Origin of the sequence: Kitasatospora sp. MAA19, assembly GCF_029894125.1 — a bacterium.
GTDB lineage: Bacteria > Actinomycetota > Actinomycetes > Streptomycetales > Streptomycetaceae > Kitasatospora.
In genome coordinates, this window is record NZ_JARXYZ010000045.1 from 1 (window position 1) to 17,381 (window position 17,381).

At 72.4% G+C, this 17,381-nt stretch carries 10 protein-coding genes and 1 rRNA gene; 9 read left to right on the top strand and 2 right to left on the bottom strand.

Going from position 1 to position 17,381, the window contains the following annotated elements; translation table 11 throughout:
- Positions 1-84: ribosomal RNA gene (gene rrf / locus P3T27_RS37010) — 5S ribosomal RNA — on the top strand; the annotation flags it as partial.
- Between the two features lie 98 nt (positions 85-182).
- Positions 183-1,064, top strand: coding sequence for a phosphatase PAP2 family protein (locus P3T27_RS37015; RefSeq protein WP_280685715.1), 882 nt, complete (start codon positions 183-185; stop codon positions 1,062-1,064).
- On the opposite strand, the gene P3T27_RS37020 is transcribed toward P3T27_RS37015, so the two are convergent.
- Positions 1,057-1,620, bottom strand: a complete 564-nt coding sequence (locus tag P3T27_RS37020; protein ID WP_280685716.1) for an acetate uptake transporter — start codon at positions 1,618-1,620, stop codon at positions 1,057-1,059. The genes P3T27_RS37015 and P3T27_RS37020 overlap by 8 nt on opposite strands.
- A gap of 314 nt (positions 1,621-1,934) precedes the next feature.
- Positions 1,935-4,496, bottom strand: coding sequence for a SpoIIE family protein phosphatase (locus tag P3T27_RS37025; protein ID WP_280685717.1), 2,562 nt, complete (start codon positions 4,494-4,496; stop codon positions 1,935-1,937).
- A gap of 543 nt (positions 4,497-5,039) precedes the next feature.
- Here P3T27_RS37025 and P3T27_RS37030 point away from each other — a divergent pair.
- The 7 genes from P3T27_RS37030 (at position 5,040) to P3T27_RS37060 (ending at position 17,262) form a co-directional block, all read left to right on the top strand.
- Complete coding sequence (locus P3T27_RS37030) at positions 5,040-9,581, top strand: HAMP domain-containing protein (protein ID WP_280685753.1); 4,542 nt, start codon at positions 5,040-5,042, stop codon at positions 9,579-9,581.
- 294 nt (positions 9,582-9,875) lie between these two features.
- Positions 9,876-10,514: a response regulator gene (locus P3T27_RS37035; protein WP_280685754.1), complete on the top strand. Its 639-nt coding sequence runs from the start codon at positions 9,876-9,878 to the stop codon at positions 10,512-10,514.
- A 146-nt stretch (positions 10,515-10,660) separates the two neighbouring features.
- Complete coding sequence (locus P3T27_RS37040) at positions 10,661-13,366, top strand: DNA translocase FtsK (RefSeq protein WP_280685718.1); 2,706 nt, start codon at positions 10,661-10,663, stop codon at positions 13,364-13,366.
- Between the two features lie 279 nt (positions 13,367-13,645).
- Positions 13,646-14,506, top strand: a complete 861-nt coding sequence (locus P3T27_RS37045) for a helix-turn-helix domain-containing protein (protein WP_280685719.1) — start codon at positions 13,646-13,648, stop codon at positions 14,504-14,506.
- Positions 14,507-14,624: 118 nt separating this feature from the next.
- Complete coding sequence (gene rimO, locus P3T27_RS37050) at positions 14,625-16,118, top strand: 30S ribosomal protein S12 methylthiotransferase RimO (RefSeq protein WP_280685720.1); 1,494 nt, start codon at positions 14,625-14,627, stop codon at positions 16,116-16,118.
- The gene (pgsA, locus tag P3T27_RS37055; RefSeq protein WP_280685721.1) at positions 16,115-16,753 is read left to right on the top strand and encodes a CDP-diacylglycerol--glycerol-3-phosphate 3-phosphatidyltransferase; all 639 of its coding nucleotides are present in this window, start codon (positions 16,115-16,117) and stop codon (positions 16,751-16,753) included. Before rimO ends, pgsA begins: the two co-directional genes overlap by 4 nt.
- 17 nt (positions 16,754-16,770) lie before the next feature.
- Positions 16,771-17,262: a CinA family protein gene (locus tag P3T27_RS37060; protein WP_280685722.1), complete on the top strand. Its 492-nt coding sequence runs from the start codon at positions 16,771-16,773 to the stop codon at positions 17,260-17,262.
- The last annotated feature ends 119 nt before the right edge of the window (positions 17,263-17,381 follow it).

The following is a 17,381-nucleotide window of genomic DNA, read 5'->3' on the forward strand; positions in this document are numbered from 1 at the left end:
TACATTCCGAACCCGGAAGCTAAGCCTTACAGCGCCGATGGTACTGCAGGGGGGACCCTGTGGGAGAGTAGGACGCCGCCGAACAATCATTCCAAGAAGACCCCCTCCCGTCCGGGAGGGGGTCTTTTTGCGTTACCCTCTGCCGACACACGAACCAGAGCTTGTCGGAGAGGCGCGATCCGTTGCAGAACCTGACCCTTACCTGGCAGTCCGCCGGGGGCGCCGCGGTCGCTCTCTACGGTGGCGCGTACGCCGCCTCCAGGGTCCGGAGGACGTCGCTGTCGGCACTGCTGCGGGAGGCCGGCACGCTGCTGGCACTGTTCGCGCTCTGGCAGCTGGTGGGACACCTCTCGGTGATGAGCGCGGACCATGCGCTGGACCGGGCGAGCTGGGTCCACCGCACCGAGTTGGCGATCGGACTGCCGGACGAGGCGTCCTGGCAGGCGGCGATCACGCCCTACCCGGTGCTGGTGAAGCTGGCGAACTACTACTACGCGGTGATGCACTTCGCGGTGATGCTGGCCGTGTTGCTCTGGGTGTTCCTGCGGCACCGGGAGCGGTACGCGTGGGTGCGCAACACGGTGGTGATCACCACGGCGGTCTGCCTGCTGGTGCAGTTCATCCCGGTGGCGCCGCCCCGGATGCTGCCGCAGAACGGGTTCGTCGACGTGGCCGCGGAGTACGGGCAGTCGGTGTACGGCGGCGCGGTGGGCGGGGTGGTGGTGGCCGACCAGCTGTCGGCGATGCCGTCGGTGCACGTCGCGTGGTGCGTGCTGGCGGCGGTCGCGGTGGTCAGGCTGTCGTCGAGCCGGCTGCGGTGGGCGATGGTGCTGCACCCGGTGCTGACCGTCGCGGTGGTCGTGGTGACCGCGAACCACTTCTGGTCGGACGGCATCGTGGCCGTCGTGATCCTGCTCCTCGCGTACGCCGTGCAGGCGGTGGTGGCACGCCGCCGGGGCCGGGCCTCCGTCGACACGGAGGTCCGACCCCGGCGCACTGCGGCGGATCAGCCGCAGCAGGGGAATCCGGTGGAACAGGCGAATCAGCCGCAGCAGGTCACTTGACCGGGAGGGCGATCCGCCCCCAGGAGCCGTTGCTGAGCGCCGAGGTGGCCCAGTACCAGGCGGCGAGCCCGGAGACGGCCGCGACCCAGCCGGCGAACTTGGCGAGGCCGCTGTAGCCGCCGAAGGCGGCGATGGCGGACAGCAGCAGGGAGAGCGTCAGCAGGCCGTAGACGGCGCGGCTGAACAGTCCCGCGCCCCAGCTGGCGGCGGTGAGGGTGAGGGCGAGCAGGGCCCACAGCAGCAGGAACAGGCCGGTCGCGTTCTTGCCCGCTCCGCCGGCCACTGACCAGGTCGCCCAGAAGGCGCCGAGGCTGGTGAAGGCGGTGCCGGTGAAGCCCTCGCCGCCGCGGAGCTGCCAGAGGCCCGCGATGAAGAGGGTGACGCCGCCGACCAGATGGGCGAGGGGTGCCGCGTCCCCGACTCCGGTGCCGCTGAAGACGCCGGTGGAGAGCAGGCCGTAGGCGAGCAGTGTGAGGCCGAGTGCGAGGTAGCCGAGGTTACCCGCGTCGGCTCCGGTGGAACGGGCGTTCGTTGCCCCGGTAGCTTCGTTGCTCACCGGAGGCTCCTTTCACTCTGGGCGCGCGCAGGGCGCAGTGAACGCAGTGGTGTGGTCCGATGAGGTGGATGCGCGCGACCGCGCCGAGGGCGCACGGCTGGAGCGTGCGCGGGCTGCGGTCAGAAGTGATGGGCCAGCGGGAGAGCCGCTGGTCGCGTCCCCGCCGAGGGATTCCCCGGTGAGATCGGTGTACCCGGCCCCACTCGCTTGTACCCTTGTGAATCGCACAATTTGTGACGTCGTCAGCTGTGGACCGCTCAGGGTTGGTCCCGGCACGGGCCGTGGCCGATCAGGAACGACCCGGTCCGGTCCGCTCAGGGGTTGCGCTGGGTCGGCACTCGCAGGGTCAGGATGGCCATGTCGTCGGACGGCGGTTCCGGGGCGAAGCGCTCGACGGCCCGCTGCACCCGCATCGCGACCGCGCCGGCGGTCAGGCCGGTGCAGCCGGTGAGCACCTCGGCGAGGCCGTCGTCGCCCAGCATCCGGCGGCCCTCGCGGCGTTCGGTGACGCCGTCGGTGACGCACAGCAGCACCTCGCCGGGGGAGAGCACCAGGCGTTCGGCGGTGAGGTCGAGGTCGTCCATGACCCCGAGCAGCGGTTGCGGGGTGGCGGCGCGGTCGACCTGGCCGTCGGTGCGCAGCCGCAGCGGCAGCGGGTGGCCGGCGCAGACCAGGGACAGCTCGGTGCTGCCGTCCGGGCGGGGCGTCAGTTCGCCGTAGAGCAGGGTGAGGAAGCGGCTGCGCGAACCCTCGTCCAGGATGGCCGCGTTGAGGCGGCTGAGCACCTGTGGCGCGTCCAGGCCCTCGCGGGCGAGCAGGCGCAGCGAGTGCCGGGCGAGGCCGGTGACCGAGGCGGCCTCGGGACCGGTGCCGCAGACGTCGCCGATGGCGAAGCCGTAGGTGCCCTCGCGGATGGTGAACAGGTCGTAGAAGTCCCCGCCGACCTCGTTGCCCTCACCGGCGGCCTGGTAGTAGACGTCTACCTCGACGCCCGGGATCTCGGGCAGGTCCGGCGGCAGCAGGCTGCGCTGCAGGGCCTGGCTGGTGGCGGTGCGCTCGGAGTAGAGGCGGGAGTTGTCGAGGGCGAGGGCGGCCCGGCGGGAGAGGTCCTCGGCGAGTTCGAGGATCTCCTGGCGGAACCGGACACCGGCCGGGACGCCGAGCGCCAGCAGGCCGATGACCCGGTTGCGGGCGGTCAGCGGCAGGACGACGGTCTCGCCGAGCAGGCCGGCGAGTTCGGGGCTGTCGGTGAGGCCGCCGGCGGCGGCGGTCTCGGTGGGCGCCGACCAGAAGCGGACGCCGTGGGTCGGACCGGCCTCGGGGGCGGGGGTCTTGTCGAGCAGGTCGCGCAGCGGGTCGATCCGGTCCTCGTCCTCGTGCAGGACGAAGGCGAGGCCGGCCGAGGCGCCGTGGTCGCCCTGGGTGTAGACGGCGCACCAGGAGGCGAGGGTGGGGACTGCCATCTGGGCCATCAGGGCGAGGGTCTGCTCGTGTTCGAGGGTACCGGCGAGCAGATCGGAGGCCTCGACGAGGAAGGACAGCGAGCCCCGGCGCAGCCGTTCGAGCTCGGTCAGCCGGGTGCTCTCGACCGCGAGGGCGACCCGGTCGGCGGCGAACTGCAGGCGCAGCGCGTCCTCGTTGTCGTAGCGGCCGGGGGCGGCGGTGGCGATGCCGAGCGAGCCGATCAGCCGGCCCTCGACCTTGAGCGGCACGGTGACCAGGGAGCGCATGCCGCTGCCGGTGAGCAGGGGCAGGCCGGTCGGTCGGGCGGCGAGGTCCTCGTGCACGGAGGGCAGCCGGGCGGAGTCGTAGCGGTTGCCGGTGTCGACCGGGAAGCGGGTGTGCCGGCGGTGTCCGGAGGTGAGGCCGGTGGCGGCGCGGACCTCGAACTCGGTCTCGTCGTCGGTGGTGAGCAGCAGGTACGCGGCGTCGGCGTCGAGCAGGTCGCGGGCGCGCTCGACGGTGCGCTGGAGCAGGGTGTCGAGGTCGTCGGTGGCGACCGGGCCGGCCAGCAGGTCGAGCCGGGGGCCGGCCGGGTCGGTGCGGTCGCCGGGCAGGGCCCGGGCGGGGGAGCGGAGCACCGCGCGGTCGGGTTCGAGGACGAGCAGGCAGAGGGTGGAGGGGACGCCCTCGGTGTCGCGGACGCGGACCTGGACGCCGTACACCTCGACCTCGTGGCCGTCTGCGCGCCGGACGCCGTAGCCGCCCTCCCAGCGGGCCAGCCGCAGGGTGTCGGTCAGGCCGAGGCCGCGGCCGGCCGACGGCGGCCAGACGGCGAGGTCGGCCCAGGGGCGGCCGAGGACGGTGGCGGCGGGGCGCTGGAAGAGCGCCTCGGCGTCCGGGTTCCAGGCCAGGACGCGGCCGTCCTCGTCGAGCTGGACGACGGCGACGTGGACCGGGCCGGGGCTGCTGGGCAGGTCGCTGCCGGGGGTCGCGGGGACGGCGTAGCGGGTGCCGGCCACGGGGGCGGGCAGCGCGAGCCGGAACCAGACGGTCTTGCGGCCGGCCGCGTACTCGACGCCCCAGCGTTCGGCGAGGGCGGAGCACATCAGCAGGCCGCGGCCGCCTTCGCCGTCGGGGTCGGCGTAGCGGTCGGAGGCGGTGACGGGGCCGTCGCCGAGGGAGGGGAGGCCGCGCTCCGGGTGGTGGTCGGTGACCTCGATCCGGACGGTGCCCTCCTCACGCAGGCAGCACACCTCGGCGGCGGTGCCGGCGTGCACGACGGCGTTGGTGACCAGTTCGCTGACCAGGACGACGGCGTCGTCGACGACCTCGGGCAGCCCCCAGCCGAGCAGCGCGTCCCGGACGAAGCCCCGGGCGGCGGCTGCGGACCGGCCGTCGGGGTCGAAGGTGGCGGCTGCGCGCGCGGTGACCACGTTGCCACTTCTCCTCTGCTGCTCTTGCCCTGGCTGTCCGGGGGTGCGGCGCCGACTCCCGGTGCGCGCCGTCGGGTGGCGGCGGCGCTGGGGCGGGTCGTGGCCCGGTGCAGCGCTCCACCCTACTTTCCGCTTGGTTCCCCGTGGGGGCGGGGCGTCGAAACAGGCACCAGAGGGTGATTCTGCCCACCTGTTTCGGACGGCCGGCTACCAACCGAGCGCAACCGGCCGTACACCCGGCGCCAGTGCTGCCAGACTGGGGGGTCCGCGACGGCCGGTCGGAGCAGTACGGTCGGTGCGGGTGCCGGTGTGCCGTGTGGGCGGCCGGTACGCAGCCCGACCGGGCCGGTGTCCCGGTGCGTGCCGTACCGGCACGCACGGTCACCGGACAGTTCACGATGTGGGAGGGGCCCGTTGAGTTCGGCCACCAAGGACGCAACCGGTACGACGCCGCCCGTTCCGCGCGGTGGGCGGTCCGGGACCGCGCCGCGGAACGCGGCCGGCCGACGAACGAGCCACAGCCGGGAGGCGGAGCCGGCCGAGCTGCGGAAGCTGCTGTCCGCGCTGACCGCGATGCGCGACGGCAACTTCCGCCGCCGGCTGACGGTTCCGGGCGACGGGCCGCTGGCGGAGATCGCCGCGGTGTTCAACGAGGTCGCCGAGCGCAACCAGCACCTCACCGGCGAACTGGCCCGGGTGCGGCGGGCGGTGGGCCGCGAGGGCCGGTTGAACGAGCGGCTGGAGACCGGCGCGGGCGAGGGCGCCTGGATGGCGGCCGTCGACAACTGCAACGCGCTGATCGACGATCTGGCCCGCCCGATGGCCGAGGTGGGCCGGGTGCTGACCTCGATCGCCGAGGGCGACCTGGACCAGAAGATGGAACTGCGCTCGCTGCACAGCAACGGGGTGAGCCACCCGCTGCGCGGCGAGTACCTGAAGATCGGCCGGACCGTCAACGGACTGGTGGACCAGCTCTCGGAGTTCACCGACGAGGTGACCCGGGTGGCCCGTGAGGTGGGCACCGAGGGCAAGTTGGGCGGTCAGGCCAAGGTCCGCAGCGTGTCGGGCAGTTGGAAGGACCTGGCGGACTCGGTCAACACCATGGCCGGCCGGCTGACCGCGCAGGTGCGCAACATCGCCCAGGTGACCACGGCGGTGGCCAAGGGGGACCTGTCCCGCAAGGTCACCGTCGAGGTGGCCGGCGAGATGCTGGAGCTGAAGAACACCGTCAACACGATGGTGGACCAGCTGAACGGGTTCGCCGCGCAGGTCACCGGGGTGGCCCGGGACGTGGGCACCGAGGGCCGTCTCGGCGGTCAGGCGCAGGTGCCGGGCGTGGCCGGGGTCTGGCGGGACCTGACCGACTCGGTGAACTTCATGGCCGACAACCTGACCGGCCAGGTCCGCAACATCGCCCAGGTGACCACGGCGGTGGCGCGCGGGGACCTCTCGCAGAAGATCGAGGTGGACGCGCGCGGCGAGATGCTGGAGCTGAAGAACACCATCAACACGATGGTCGACCAGCTCTCCGGCTTCGCCGAGCAGGTGACCAGGGTGGCCCGCCAGGTGGGTACCGAGGGGCGGCTCGGCGGTCAGGCCCAGGTGCCGGGCGCGGCCGGGGTGTGGCGTGATCTGACCGACAACGTCAACTTCATGGCGAACAACCTCACCGATCAGGTGCGCAACATCGCGCAGGTGACGACCGCGGTCGCCAAGGGTGACCTGTCGCAGAAGATCCAGGTGGACGCGCGCGGGGAGATCCTGGAGCTGAAGAACACCATCAACACGATGGTGGACCAGCTGGGCGCCTTCGCCGACGAGGTGACCAGGGTGGCCCGGGACGTCGGCACCGAGGGCATCCTCGGCGGCCAGGCGAGCGTGCCCGGGGTGTCCGGGACGTGGAAGGACCTGACCAACAGCGTCAACCTGATGGCCAACAACCTGACCAGTCAGGTCCGCAACATCGCCGAGGTGACCACCGCGGTGGCGCGCGGCGACGTGTCGAAGAAGATCACCGTCGACGCCCGGGGCGAGATCCTGGAGCTGGTGACGACCGTCAACACCATGGTCGACCAGCTGTCGGCGTTCGCCGACGAGGTCACCCGGGTCGCCCGCGAGGTGGGCACCGAGGGGATCCTGGGCGGCCAGGCGCGGGTGCGCGGCGTGTCGGGGATCTGGAAGGACCTGACCGACAACGTCAACTTCATGGCGTCCAACCTGACCGGACAGGTGCGCAACATCGCCGAGGTCGCCACCGCGGTGGCCCGCGGCGACCTGTCCAAGAAGATCACCATCGAGGCGCAGGGCGAGGTCGCGGCGCTCGCCGGGACCCTGAACACCATGGTCGACCAGCTCTCCTCCTTCGCGGTGGAGGTGACCAGGGTGGCCCGCGAGGTGGGCACCGACGGCACCCTGGGCGGCCAGGCGAGCGTGCCGGGCGTGGCCGGGATCTGGAAGGACCTGACCGACAACGTCAACCTGATGGCCAACAACCTCACCGGCCAGGTGCGCAACATCGCGCTGGTGATCACGGCGGTGGCCCGCGGCGACCTGTCACAGAAGATCGACGTCGACGCGCGCGGCGAGATCCTCCAGCTCAAGACCAGCATCAACACCATGGTCGACCAGCTGTCGGCGTTCGCCGACGAGGTCACCCGGGTCGCCCGCGAGGTGGGCACCGACGGGCGGCTCGGCGGCCAGGCCCGGGTGCCCGGTGTGGACGGCACCTGGCAGGACCTGACCGAGTCGGTGAACGAGCTGGCCAACAACCTGACCCGGCAGGTGCGCGCGATCGCCCAGGTCGCCACCGCGGTGACCAGGGGCGACCTGAGCCTGCGGATCGACGTGGACGCCGCCGGGGAGCTCGACGAGCTCAAGGACAACATCAACCAGATGATCGCCAACCTGCGCGAGACCACCCGCACCAACCAGGAGCAGGACTGGCTCAAGACCAACCTGGCCCGGATCTCCGGCCTGCTCCAGGGCCGCCGGGACCTGGAGGCCGTCGCCTCGCTGATCATGACCGAGCTGACCCCGGTGGTCTCCGCCCAGCACGGCGCCTTCTTCCTCGCCCAGCCGGCCGGCCGCACCGCCGAGCTGATCACCGAGGACGACGACGAGAACGACACCGTGCTACGGCTGATCGGCAGCTACGGCTACCAGCGGCGCGCGATGCCGACCACCTTCCGGCCCGGCGAGTCGCTGATCGGCCAGGCCGCGGTGGAGAAGCGGGCGATCATCCTCAAGGAGGCGCCGCCCGGGTACCTCAAGATCGCCTCCGGCCTCGGAGAGGCCTCGCCGGCCCACATCGTGGTGCTGCCGGTGCTGTTCGAGGGCCGGCTGCTGGGCGTGATCGAGCTGGCCACCTTCAGCTCCTTCACCACCGTCGCGCTGGACTTCCTCAACCAGATCGCCGACCTGATCGGCGTCACCGTCAACACCATCAGCGTCAACACCAAGACCGAGGGCCTGCTGCTGGAGTCCCAGCGGCTCACCGCCGAACTCTCGATGCGATCCGCCGAGTTGGAGGCGCGCCAGGAGGAACTGGAGCGAACCAACGAGGAGTTGCAGGAGAAGGCCGAGCAACTCGCCCAGCAGAACCGCGACATCGAGATCAAGAACAGCGAGATCGAGGAGGCCCGCCAGGTCCTGGAGGAGCGCGCCGAGCAGCTCGCCCTGGCCTCCCGGTACAAGAGCGAGTTCCTCGCCAACATGTCGCACGAGCTGCGCACCCCGCTCAACTCGCTGCTGATCCTGGCCAAGCTGCTCTCCGACAACAACGAGGGCAACCTCTCGCCCAAGCAGGTCGAGTTCGCCGACACCATCCACGGGGCCGGCTCCGACCTGCTCCAGCTGATCAACGACATCCTCGACCTCTCCAAGGTCGAGGCCGGCAAGATGGACGTCCGCCCGGCCCGGATCGCCCTGGTCCAGCTGGTCGACTACGTCGAGGCCACCTTCCAGCCCGTCGCGCTGGACAAGAACCTGGACTTCGCCGTCCGGGTCTCGCCCGCCCTGCCGGTCACCCTGCACACCGACGAGCAGCGGCTCCAGCAGGTGCTGCGCAACCTGATCTCCAACGCGGTCAAGTTCACCGACGCCGGTGCGGTCGACTTCTCGATCTCCCCGGCCGGCGCGGAGGTCCCGCAGCACGTGCGCGAGCGGTTGCTGGAGTCCGGCTCGATCAAGGGCCCGGACGAGGAGCTGATCGCCTTCGCGGTCTCGGACACCGGTATCGGCATCCCCGGCAACAAGCTCAGGGAGATCTTCGAGGCGTTCAAGCAGGCCGACGGCACCACCAGCCGCAAGTACGGCGGCACCGGCCTCGGCCTGTCGATCAGCCGCGAGATCGCCCGGCTGCTCGGCGGCGAGATCCACGCCGAGAGCGAGCTGGGCAAGGGCTCCACGTTCACGCTCTACCTGCCGCTGCGCACCGAGGCCCCGGGCGCGGCCCAGGGCGACCGCGCGGCCGGGTCGAACGCCCCGGCGCCGCGCGCCTCCGTCGGCGTGACCCCGGTCGGGGTGCCCGTGCCGGTCGGCGAGAACCCGGCCGACCACTGGGCCCAGGAGGTCCGTGAGCTGGCCGAGGAGCGCCGCCGGGGGGCGGTGGAGCGCCGCCGCGTCGCGGCCCTGGACGCCGCCGCCACCGGGACCCGCCCGGTGGCGCCCGCGCCGCTCCGCCCCGCCCGCGGCGACGTGCGCTTCGACGGCCAGCAGGTGCTGATCGTGGACGACGACGTCCGCAACGTGTTCGCCCTCACCAGCGTGCTGGAGCAGCACGGCCTGACCGTCCTGTATGCCGAGAACGGCCGCGAGGGCATCGAGATGCTGGAGCAGCACGAGAACGTGGCGCTGGTCCTGATGGACATCATGATGCCGGAGATGGACGGCTACGCGACCACCGAGGCGATCCGCCGGATGCCCCAGTTCGCCGGCCTGCCGATCATCGCGCTGACCGCCAAGGCGATGAAGGGCGACCGGGAGAAGTCCCTGGAGGCGGGTGCCACCGACCACATCACCAAGCCGGTGGAGACCGACCACCTGCTGACGGTGATGCGCGAGTGGCTGCGGGCGGACCGCGCGTAGCCGCCCGGGAGGGCGTGAACCCCGGGGCGGGCCCCGGAGTTCGCGCCGTCCGGTGGGCCGGTTTGCTGGCGGTCGGGCCCGGGAACCGGGTAGGGTCACCGATCGTTGCGAACAGTGACCGGATGGCGACACGCTGCTGAGCGTGCGCCGGAGCACTGGCCGCGCGCCGCTCCGGATCGGGTCACGACGGAGCGATGTGCCGGGCGAGGGGGTGCGGCTAGCATGACCGGGGTAGCGGTGGGCAGTACGCGAGTGCCATCACCGGGCGGCAGTCAGGCGACAGGAGGGCGAGCCCTGATGCAGAAGGCGAAGATCCTCCTGGTCGACGACCGGCCGGAGAACCTGCTGGCGTTGGAGGCGATCCTCTCCGCGCTGGACCAGACGCTGGTGCGCGCCGTCTCCGGTGAGGAGGCGCTCAAGGCGCTGCTCACCGACGACTTCGCGGTGATCCTGCTGGACGTCCAGATGCCCGGGATGGACGGCTTCGAGACCGCCGCCCACATCAAGCGGCGCGAGCGCACCCGGGACATCCCGATCATCTTCCTGACCGCGATCAACCACGGTCCGCACCACACCTTCCGCGGCTACGCGGCCGGGGCCGTGGACTACATCTCCAAGCCCTTCGACCCGTGGGTGCTGCGAGCCAAGGTCTCGGTCTTCGTCGACCTGTACGTGAAGAACTGCCAGCTGAAGGAGCAGGCCGCGCTGCTGCGGCTGCAACTGGAGGCGGGCGGCGGCGAGCCGGCCCTCGGTGGGGCGCTGCTGGGCGAGCTGTCCGCGCGGCTGGCGGCGGTCGAGGAGCAGGCGGAGGCGCTCGGCAAGCAGCTGGACGGCGTCGAGGACGCCGGGGTGGCCGCCACCGCGGCGCACCTGGAGCGCAAGCTGGTGGGCCTGCGCCGGGCCCTGGACGCGCTGCGCCCGGGCACCGCGTAACCGGTCGGTTCGATTCACTCCTTCGGGTGGTTTCCGGGGGCGGTCGGGTGAAACCCGGTCAGCGTGACGGTGTGTCTGCGACACGGCCCGGCGCCCCGACTCGGGCGCATGTCCACTGGTGGTCCGCCCCGGTAGGCTGCTGACCCATGGCCACTCGTACGCCCGGAAGCGCGGCACGCAACCCGAGTCCGGGACCGTCCAAGAAGGCCGCGGCGAAGGCCCCGGGCAAGCCGCCCGCGAAGAAGGCGGCGGCCAAGAAGGCGGCCCCGGCGAAGAAGGCGGCGGCCAAACCGGCTCCGTCGCCCCCGCCGCCGCCCAAACCGATACTCTTCCGCGCCGTCCGGGCCGTCTGGCTCGGCCTGGCGAACAGCCTCGCCGCGATCTTCCGGGGCTTCGGCGACGGGGCCAAGAACCTCCATCCCGCCCACCGCAAGGACGGGGTGGGCCTGCTGCTGTTCGCGCTCGCGCTGGTGACTGCGGCCGGCACCTGGTTCAGCCCGCAGGGCTGGCTCGGTCAGGCGGCCATCGCCGTGGTGTCCGGCCTGTTCGGGCGGCTCGACGTGCTGGTGCCGTTCCTGCTGGCCGGGATAGCGATCCGGCTCTGGCGCCACCCGGAGCTGCCGGAGGCCAACGGTCGGATCGTGATCGGGCTGAGCGCGCTGCTGGTCGGCGTCCTCGGTCTGGTGCACATCGGCTGCGGCGCGCCCATGATGGGCAGCGGCGCCTCCCGGATAAGGGCGGCCGGCGGAATCATCGGCTGGGCCGCGTCCACCCCGATGATGGCCGCCGCCGGGCCCGCGTTGGCCGTGCCGCTGCTCCTGCTGCTGGCCTTCTTCGGGCTGCTGGTGGTCACCGCCACCCCGGTCAACCGCATCCCCGAGCGGCTGCGCTCGGCCGGCGTACGGCTCGGCGTGGTGGAGCCCGGGCCGGAGGACGAGCTGCGCGGGGGGCGTACGCCGGAGCGGGAGCTGTCCACCGAGCCGCCGGAGGACGCCGACCCGTCCGCGCTGCCGTTCACCGTGGACACCGACGGCGAGGACCCGCGCGACGAGGTGGGTGCCCGCCGGCGCCGCCGCCGGCGCAAGCCGGACCCCGCCGTCGGGCCGGACCAGGACGAGCCGGAGGCCGTCCGGGTGTCCCTGGACAAGGAGCCGCCGGACCCGTACGCCACCCGCAACCTCGCCGCCGGTGCCGCCGCCGACCTGGACGGGGCGCTGGTCTACGGCGTGCCCGCCTCCTCGGCGGTGGCGGACATGATGCACCAGGTGCAGGACCGCACTGCCCCGCCGGAGGAGGCCGCCGTCCCGGCCGCCCGCAGCGGCGGCCCGGAGGCGCCCGAGGAGCACGGCCCGGCGCCGGTGCGGATGGAGCAGCTCCAGCTCGTCGGCGACACCACCTACACGCTGCCCCCGCTCGACCTGCTGGAGCGCGGCGGCCCGGCCAAGGCCCGCAGCGCCCTCAACGACGAGGTGGTGGCCCAGCTCACCGGCACCTTCTCCGAGTTCAAGGTGGACGCCAGGGTCACCGGCTTCACCCGGGGGCCGACGGTCACCCGCTACGAGGTCGAGCTCGGCCCGGCCGTCAAGGTGGAGCGGATCACCGCGCTCGCCAAGAACATCGCGTACGCGGTGGCCAGCCCGGACGTGCGGATCATCAGCCCGATCCCGGGCAAGTCCGCGGTCGGCATCGAGATCCCCAACCGGGACCGCGAGATGGTCAGCCTGGGCGACCTGCTGCGCTCGCGCACGGCCGCCGAGGACACCCACCCGATGGTCGTCGGCATGGGTAAGGACGTCGAGGGCCACACCGTGATGGCCAACCTCGCCAAGATGCCGCACATCCTGGTGGCCGGCGCCACCGGCGCGGGCAAGTCGTCCTGCATCAACTGCCTGATCACCTCGGTGCTCGCCCGGTCCACCCCGGACGAGGTGCGGATGGTGCTGGTCGACCCCAAGCGGGTCGAGCTGACCGCGTACGAGGGCATCCCGCACCTGATCACGCCGATCATCACCAACCCCAAGAAGGCCGCCGAGGCCCTCCAGTGGGTGGTGCGCGAGATGGACCTGCGCTACGACGACCTCGCGGCGTTCGGCTTCCGGCACGTGGACGACTTCAACGCGGCGGTGCGGGCCGGCAAGGTCACCCCGCCGCTCGGCAGCGAGCGCGAGCTGAAGCCGTACCCGTACCTGCTGGTGATCGTCGACGAGCTGGCCGACCTGATGATGGTCGCGCCGCGCGACGTCGAGGACTCGGTGGTCCGGATCACCCAGCTGGCCCGCGCGGCCGGCATCCACCTGGTGCTGGCCACCCAGCGGCCCTCGGTGGACGTGGTCACCGGTCTGATCAAGGCCAACGTGCCGTCCCGGCTGGCCTTCGCGACCTCCGCGATGGCCGACTCCCGGGTCATCCTGGACCAGCCCGGCGCGGAGAAGCTGATCGGCAAGGGCGACGCGCTCTTCCTGCCGATGGGCGCCAGCAAGCCGATCCGCATGCAGGGCGCGTTCGTCACCGAGGCGGAGATCGCCGCGGTGGTGCAGCACTGCAAGGACCAGCTGGCCGCCGCCTACCGGGACGACGTGATGGTCGGCGGCGGGCCCAAGAAGGAGATCGACGAGGAGATCGGCGACGACCTGGACCTGCTGATCCAGGCGGCCGAGCTGGTGGTCTCCACCCAGTTCGGGTCGACCTCGATGCTCCAGCGCAAGCTCCGGGTCGGCTTCGCCAAGGCAGGGCGGCTGATGGACCTGATGGAGTCGCGCGGGATCGTCGGTCCGAGCGAGGGCTCCAAGGCCCGCGACGTCCTGGTGAAGCCGGATGAGCTGGACGGGGTGCTCGTTACCCTGCGCGGGTGACCGGCCGGGCCTCCGGCGGGTCCGTGTCCCGAACGAGGTGTCACTCGTTCGGGGGAGGGTAGGCGCGATGTCGGGAACCGAACGTCCGTACACCGCGTCACAGGCCGGAAAAGCGAACCCCGGGTTCCCCGCGCGGATCCGCTGACGAACAGTCAGCGGGGCGCCGGGCCCCGGTCGGGGCGGGCGCGCGCATTCGGGCCTGTTCCGCTTGAGAAACGATCCGCCCACGCCCCTAGACTGTTCCCCAGCAGGTGGCCATCCGCTCGAAAGGCGCGCCCCGTGACCATCGGCAAGTCCCGCGACCGCGAGAACGCCCCGTCGTCCGCCGAGACGTCCGACGAGGCGGTGCAGGCGGCCGATGCCCCGAGCATCGGCCGGGTGCTGTCCACCGCCCGGATCGAGGCCGGGCTCACCGTGGACCAGGTGAGTACGGCGACCCGCGTCCGGGTGCCGATCGTCCATGCCGTCGAGGAGGACGACTTCGACCGCTGCGGCGGCGACTTCTACGCCCGCGGACACATCCGCGCGATCGCCCGCGCGGTCGGCGTGGACGGCGAGGCGCTGATCACCCGGTACGACGCCGCGCACGGTGGGTCGCCCGCCTCCAAGCGGCCGACCCAGCTGATCGACAGCGGCCCGATCAAGGTGCCCGGCCGGGGCCGGCCGAACTGGGCGGCGGCCATGGTCGCCGCGATCGTCGCGGTGGTCGCCCTGATCGGCTTCAACCTGGTCAGCGGCAAGGGCGACCACACCGGCACCGGCTCCGCCAGCGCGCCGCTGCCCAGCGGCTCCGGCACCGGCTCGGTCGCCCCCGCGCCCTCGCCCGACGTGCAGCCGCCGGCGCCCGCGCCGAGCGCCGCCGCGATCGCCGCCGTCCCGGCCGACAAGGTCACCGTGAAGCTGGTCGCCGAGGGCACCAGCTGGGTGTCCGCGGTGGACGGCAGCGGCAAGTCGCTGTTCCAGAACAACATCAGCGGCGGCCAGGACCAGACCTTCACCGACCCCAAGCAGATCAAACTGGTGCTCGGCAACGGCGGGGCCGTGCACGCGTACGTCAACGGCAAGGACCTCGGCCTCCTGGGCAAGGACGGCCAGGTGGTGCACGTCACGTACACCCCCGGCGACCCGCAGGCGGGCTGACCACAGGGCCTCCCGAGGCCCTGGAGGCCGGGGCGGCGGCCTGGCGGAGATCCGGTAATCCGAGGTGCATGGCCTCCGGGGCGAACGGCACCGGAGGCCGCGCGTTAATCTTGGGCCTATGCCTGAACGCCGTACTGTCGCCCTTGTCACGCTCGGATGCGCCCGCAACGAGGTGGACTCCGAGGAACTCGCCGGGCGACTGGAAGCCGACGGCTGGTCGCTCGTCGACGACGCCGCCGAAGCGGACGTCGCCGTCGTCAACACCTGCGGCTTCGTCGAGGCCGCCAAGAAGGACTCCGTGGACGCCCTGCTGGAGGCCAACGACCTCAAGGGGCACGGCCGCACCCAGGCCGTCGTCGCGGTCGGCTGCATGGCCGAGCGGTACGGCAAGGAGCTCGCCGACGCGCTGCCGGAGGCCGACGGCGTGCTCGGCTTCGACGACTACGCCGACATCTCCGACCGCCTGCAGACCATCCTCTCCGGCGGCCACCACGCCCCGCACCTGCCGCGCGACCGCCGCAAGCTGCTGCCGATCAGCCCGGCCGAGCGGCAGTCCGCCGCCGAGGCCGTCGCGCTGCCCGGCCACGGCGCCGCCGAGACCCCGGCCGAGCCGATCACCGACCTGCCCGAGGGCCTCGCCCCGGCCTCCGGCCCGCGCACCCTGCGCAAGCGGCTCGACGACAACCCGGTCGCCTCGGTCAAGCTCGCCTCCGGCTGCGACCGGCGGTGCTCCTTCTGCGCCATCCCGGCCTTCCGCGGCTCCTTCATCTCCCGCCGCCCCTCCGACGTGCTGCACGAGGCCCAGTGGCTGGCCGGGCAGGGCGTGCGCGAGGTCGTCCTGGTGAGCGAGAACAACACCTCGTACGGCAAGGACCTCGGCGACATCCGGCTGCTGGAGACGCTGCTCGGCGAGATCTCCGCGATCGAGGGCGTCGAGCGGGTCCGGGTCTCCTACCTCCAGCCCGCCGAGATGCGCCCCGGACTGATCGACGCGATGACCGGGACCGCGGACGTGGTGCCCTACTTCGACCTGTCCTTCCAGCACTCGGCGCCCGCGGTGCTGCGCCGGATGCGCCGCTTCGGCTCCACCGACCAGTTCCTGGAGCTGCTGAAGACCATCCGGGACAAGGCCCCGCAGGCCGGCGCCCGGTCCAACTTCATCGTCGGCTTCCCCGGTGAGACCGAGGAGGACTTCGCCGAGCTGGAACGCTTCGTCACGCACGCCGGGCTGGACGCGATCGGCGTCTTCGGCTACTCCGACGAGGACGGCACCGAGGCCGCGACCTACGACGGCAAGCTGCCCGAGGACGTGATCGCCGACCGGCTGAGCCGGCTGAGCCGACTGGCCGAGGAGATGACCGCCCAGCGGGCCGAGCAGCGCGTCGGCACCGAGGTCGAGGTGCTGATCGAGTCGATCGAGGACGGCGTGGTCGAGGGCCGGGCGGCCCACCAGGCCCCGGAGACCGACGGCCTGACCACCCTCGCCGGCGTCGAGAACCCCGAGATCGGCCAGTTCCACCGGGCCAAGGTGGTCGCCAGCGAGGGCGTCGACCTGATCGCCGAGGCGCTGGAGCTGGTCCGGGTCCGTCAGGCCCCGGGAGCCGGGGAATGACCAAGGGGCCAGGTGCCCCGGCCGCGGCCCACCCGGGCAGACCGGCGGCCGCGGTGCCGCCGGCACCGGCCGTCTGGAACATCGCCAACATGCTCACGATGCTCCGGCTGCTGCTGGTGCCGGTCTTCGTGACGCTGCTGTTCGCCGACGGCGGGCACGACCCCAAGTGGCGCTCGGTCGCCTGGGCCTCGTTCGCCATCGCGATGATCACCGACCTGTTCGACGGCGAGCTGGCCCGCCGCAAGGGCCTGGTCACCGACTTCGGGAAGATCGCCGACCCGATCGCCGACAAGGCGATCATGGGCTCGGCGCTGATCGGCCTCTCGCTGCTCGGCGACCTGCCCTGGTGGGTCACCGCGGTGATCCTGGCCCGCGAACTCGGCATCACCCTGATGCGCTTCTGGGTGATCCGCTACGGGGTCATCCCGGCCAGCCGCGGCGGCAAGATCAAGACGCTGACCCAGGGCATCGCGGTCGGCATGTACGTCCTGGAGCTGACCGGCTGGCTGGCCACCGCGCGGGCCGTGCTGATGGCCCTGGCGGTGCTGCTGACCGTCGGCACCGCGCTGGACTACGTCGGACAGGCGCTGCGACTGCGCCGTGAGGGACTGGCCGCGGAGCGCGCGGACCGGTGAGCGACGGGGGAGACCGGGTGACGGATTACGACCTGGCGGTGCGCACGCACGAGGCGCTGCGCGCCCGGGGCGGCACGCTGGCCGTCGCCGAGTCGCTGACCGGCGGGCTGCTCGCGGCCGCGCTGGTGGACGTCCCCGGGGCGTCCGCGACCTTCCGCGGCTCGGTCACCGCCTACGCCACCGAGCTGAAGGCCTCGGTGCTCGGCGTGGACGAGGGGCTGCTGGCGGTGTACGGGCCGGTCCACCCGGTGGTGGCCGGGCAGATGGCCGAGGGCGTGCGCCGACTGCTGGGGGCCACGTACGGGCTCGCGACGACCGGGGTGGCCGGGCCGGACCCGCAGGACGGACAGCCGGTGGGCACCGTACACCTGGCGGTCGCCGGTCCGGAGGGAACTCTGGTCAGTTCGCCCCGGCTGTCGGGCGGGCGTGCCAGAATCCGTCACGGGGCGGTGACCGCCGCTCTGGAGCTGCTCGTCGGGCGGCTCCCGGCCGGTACGCCCACGACCTGAACCCCGGGGGCCCCGCACCCGGGTGTCTCGTACCCCGTTGGAAGCACCGCGGAGGCGCGGTGGAGCCCCGGCCGCGGAGATCTCCACCGAACCGAGATCTGCCGGTCTGGTACGCGGGT

Bases quoted from the DNA above. Each gene is read 5' to 3' on its own strand.
- P3T27_RS37040 (WP_280685718.1), top strand. From the start codon at position 10,661: ATGGCCACTCGTACGCCCGGAAGCGCGGCACGCAACCCGAGTCCGGGA.
- pgsA (WP_280685721.1), top strand. From the start codon at position 16,115: ATGACCAAGGGGCCAGGTGCCCCGGCCGCGGCCCACCCGGGCAGACCG.
- rimO (WP_280685720.1), top strand. From the start codon at position 14,625: ATGCCTGAACGCCGTACTGTCGCCCTTGTCACGCTCGGATGCGCCCGC.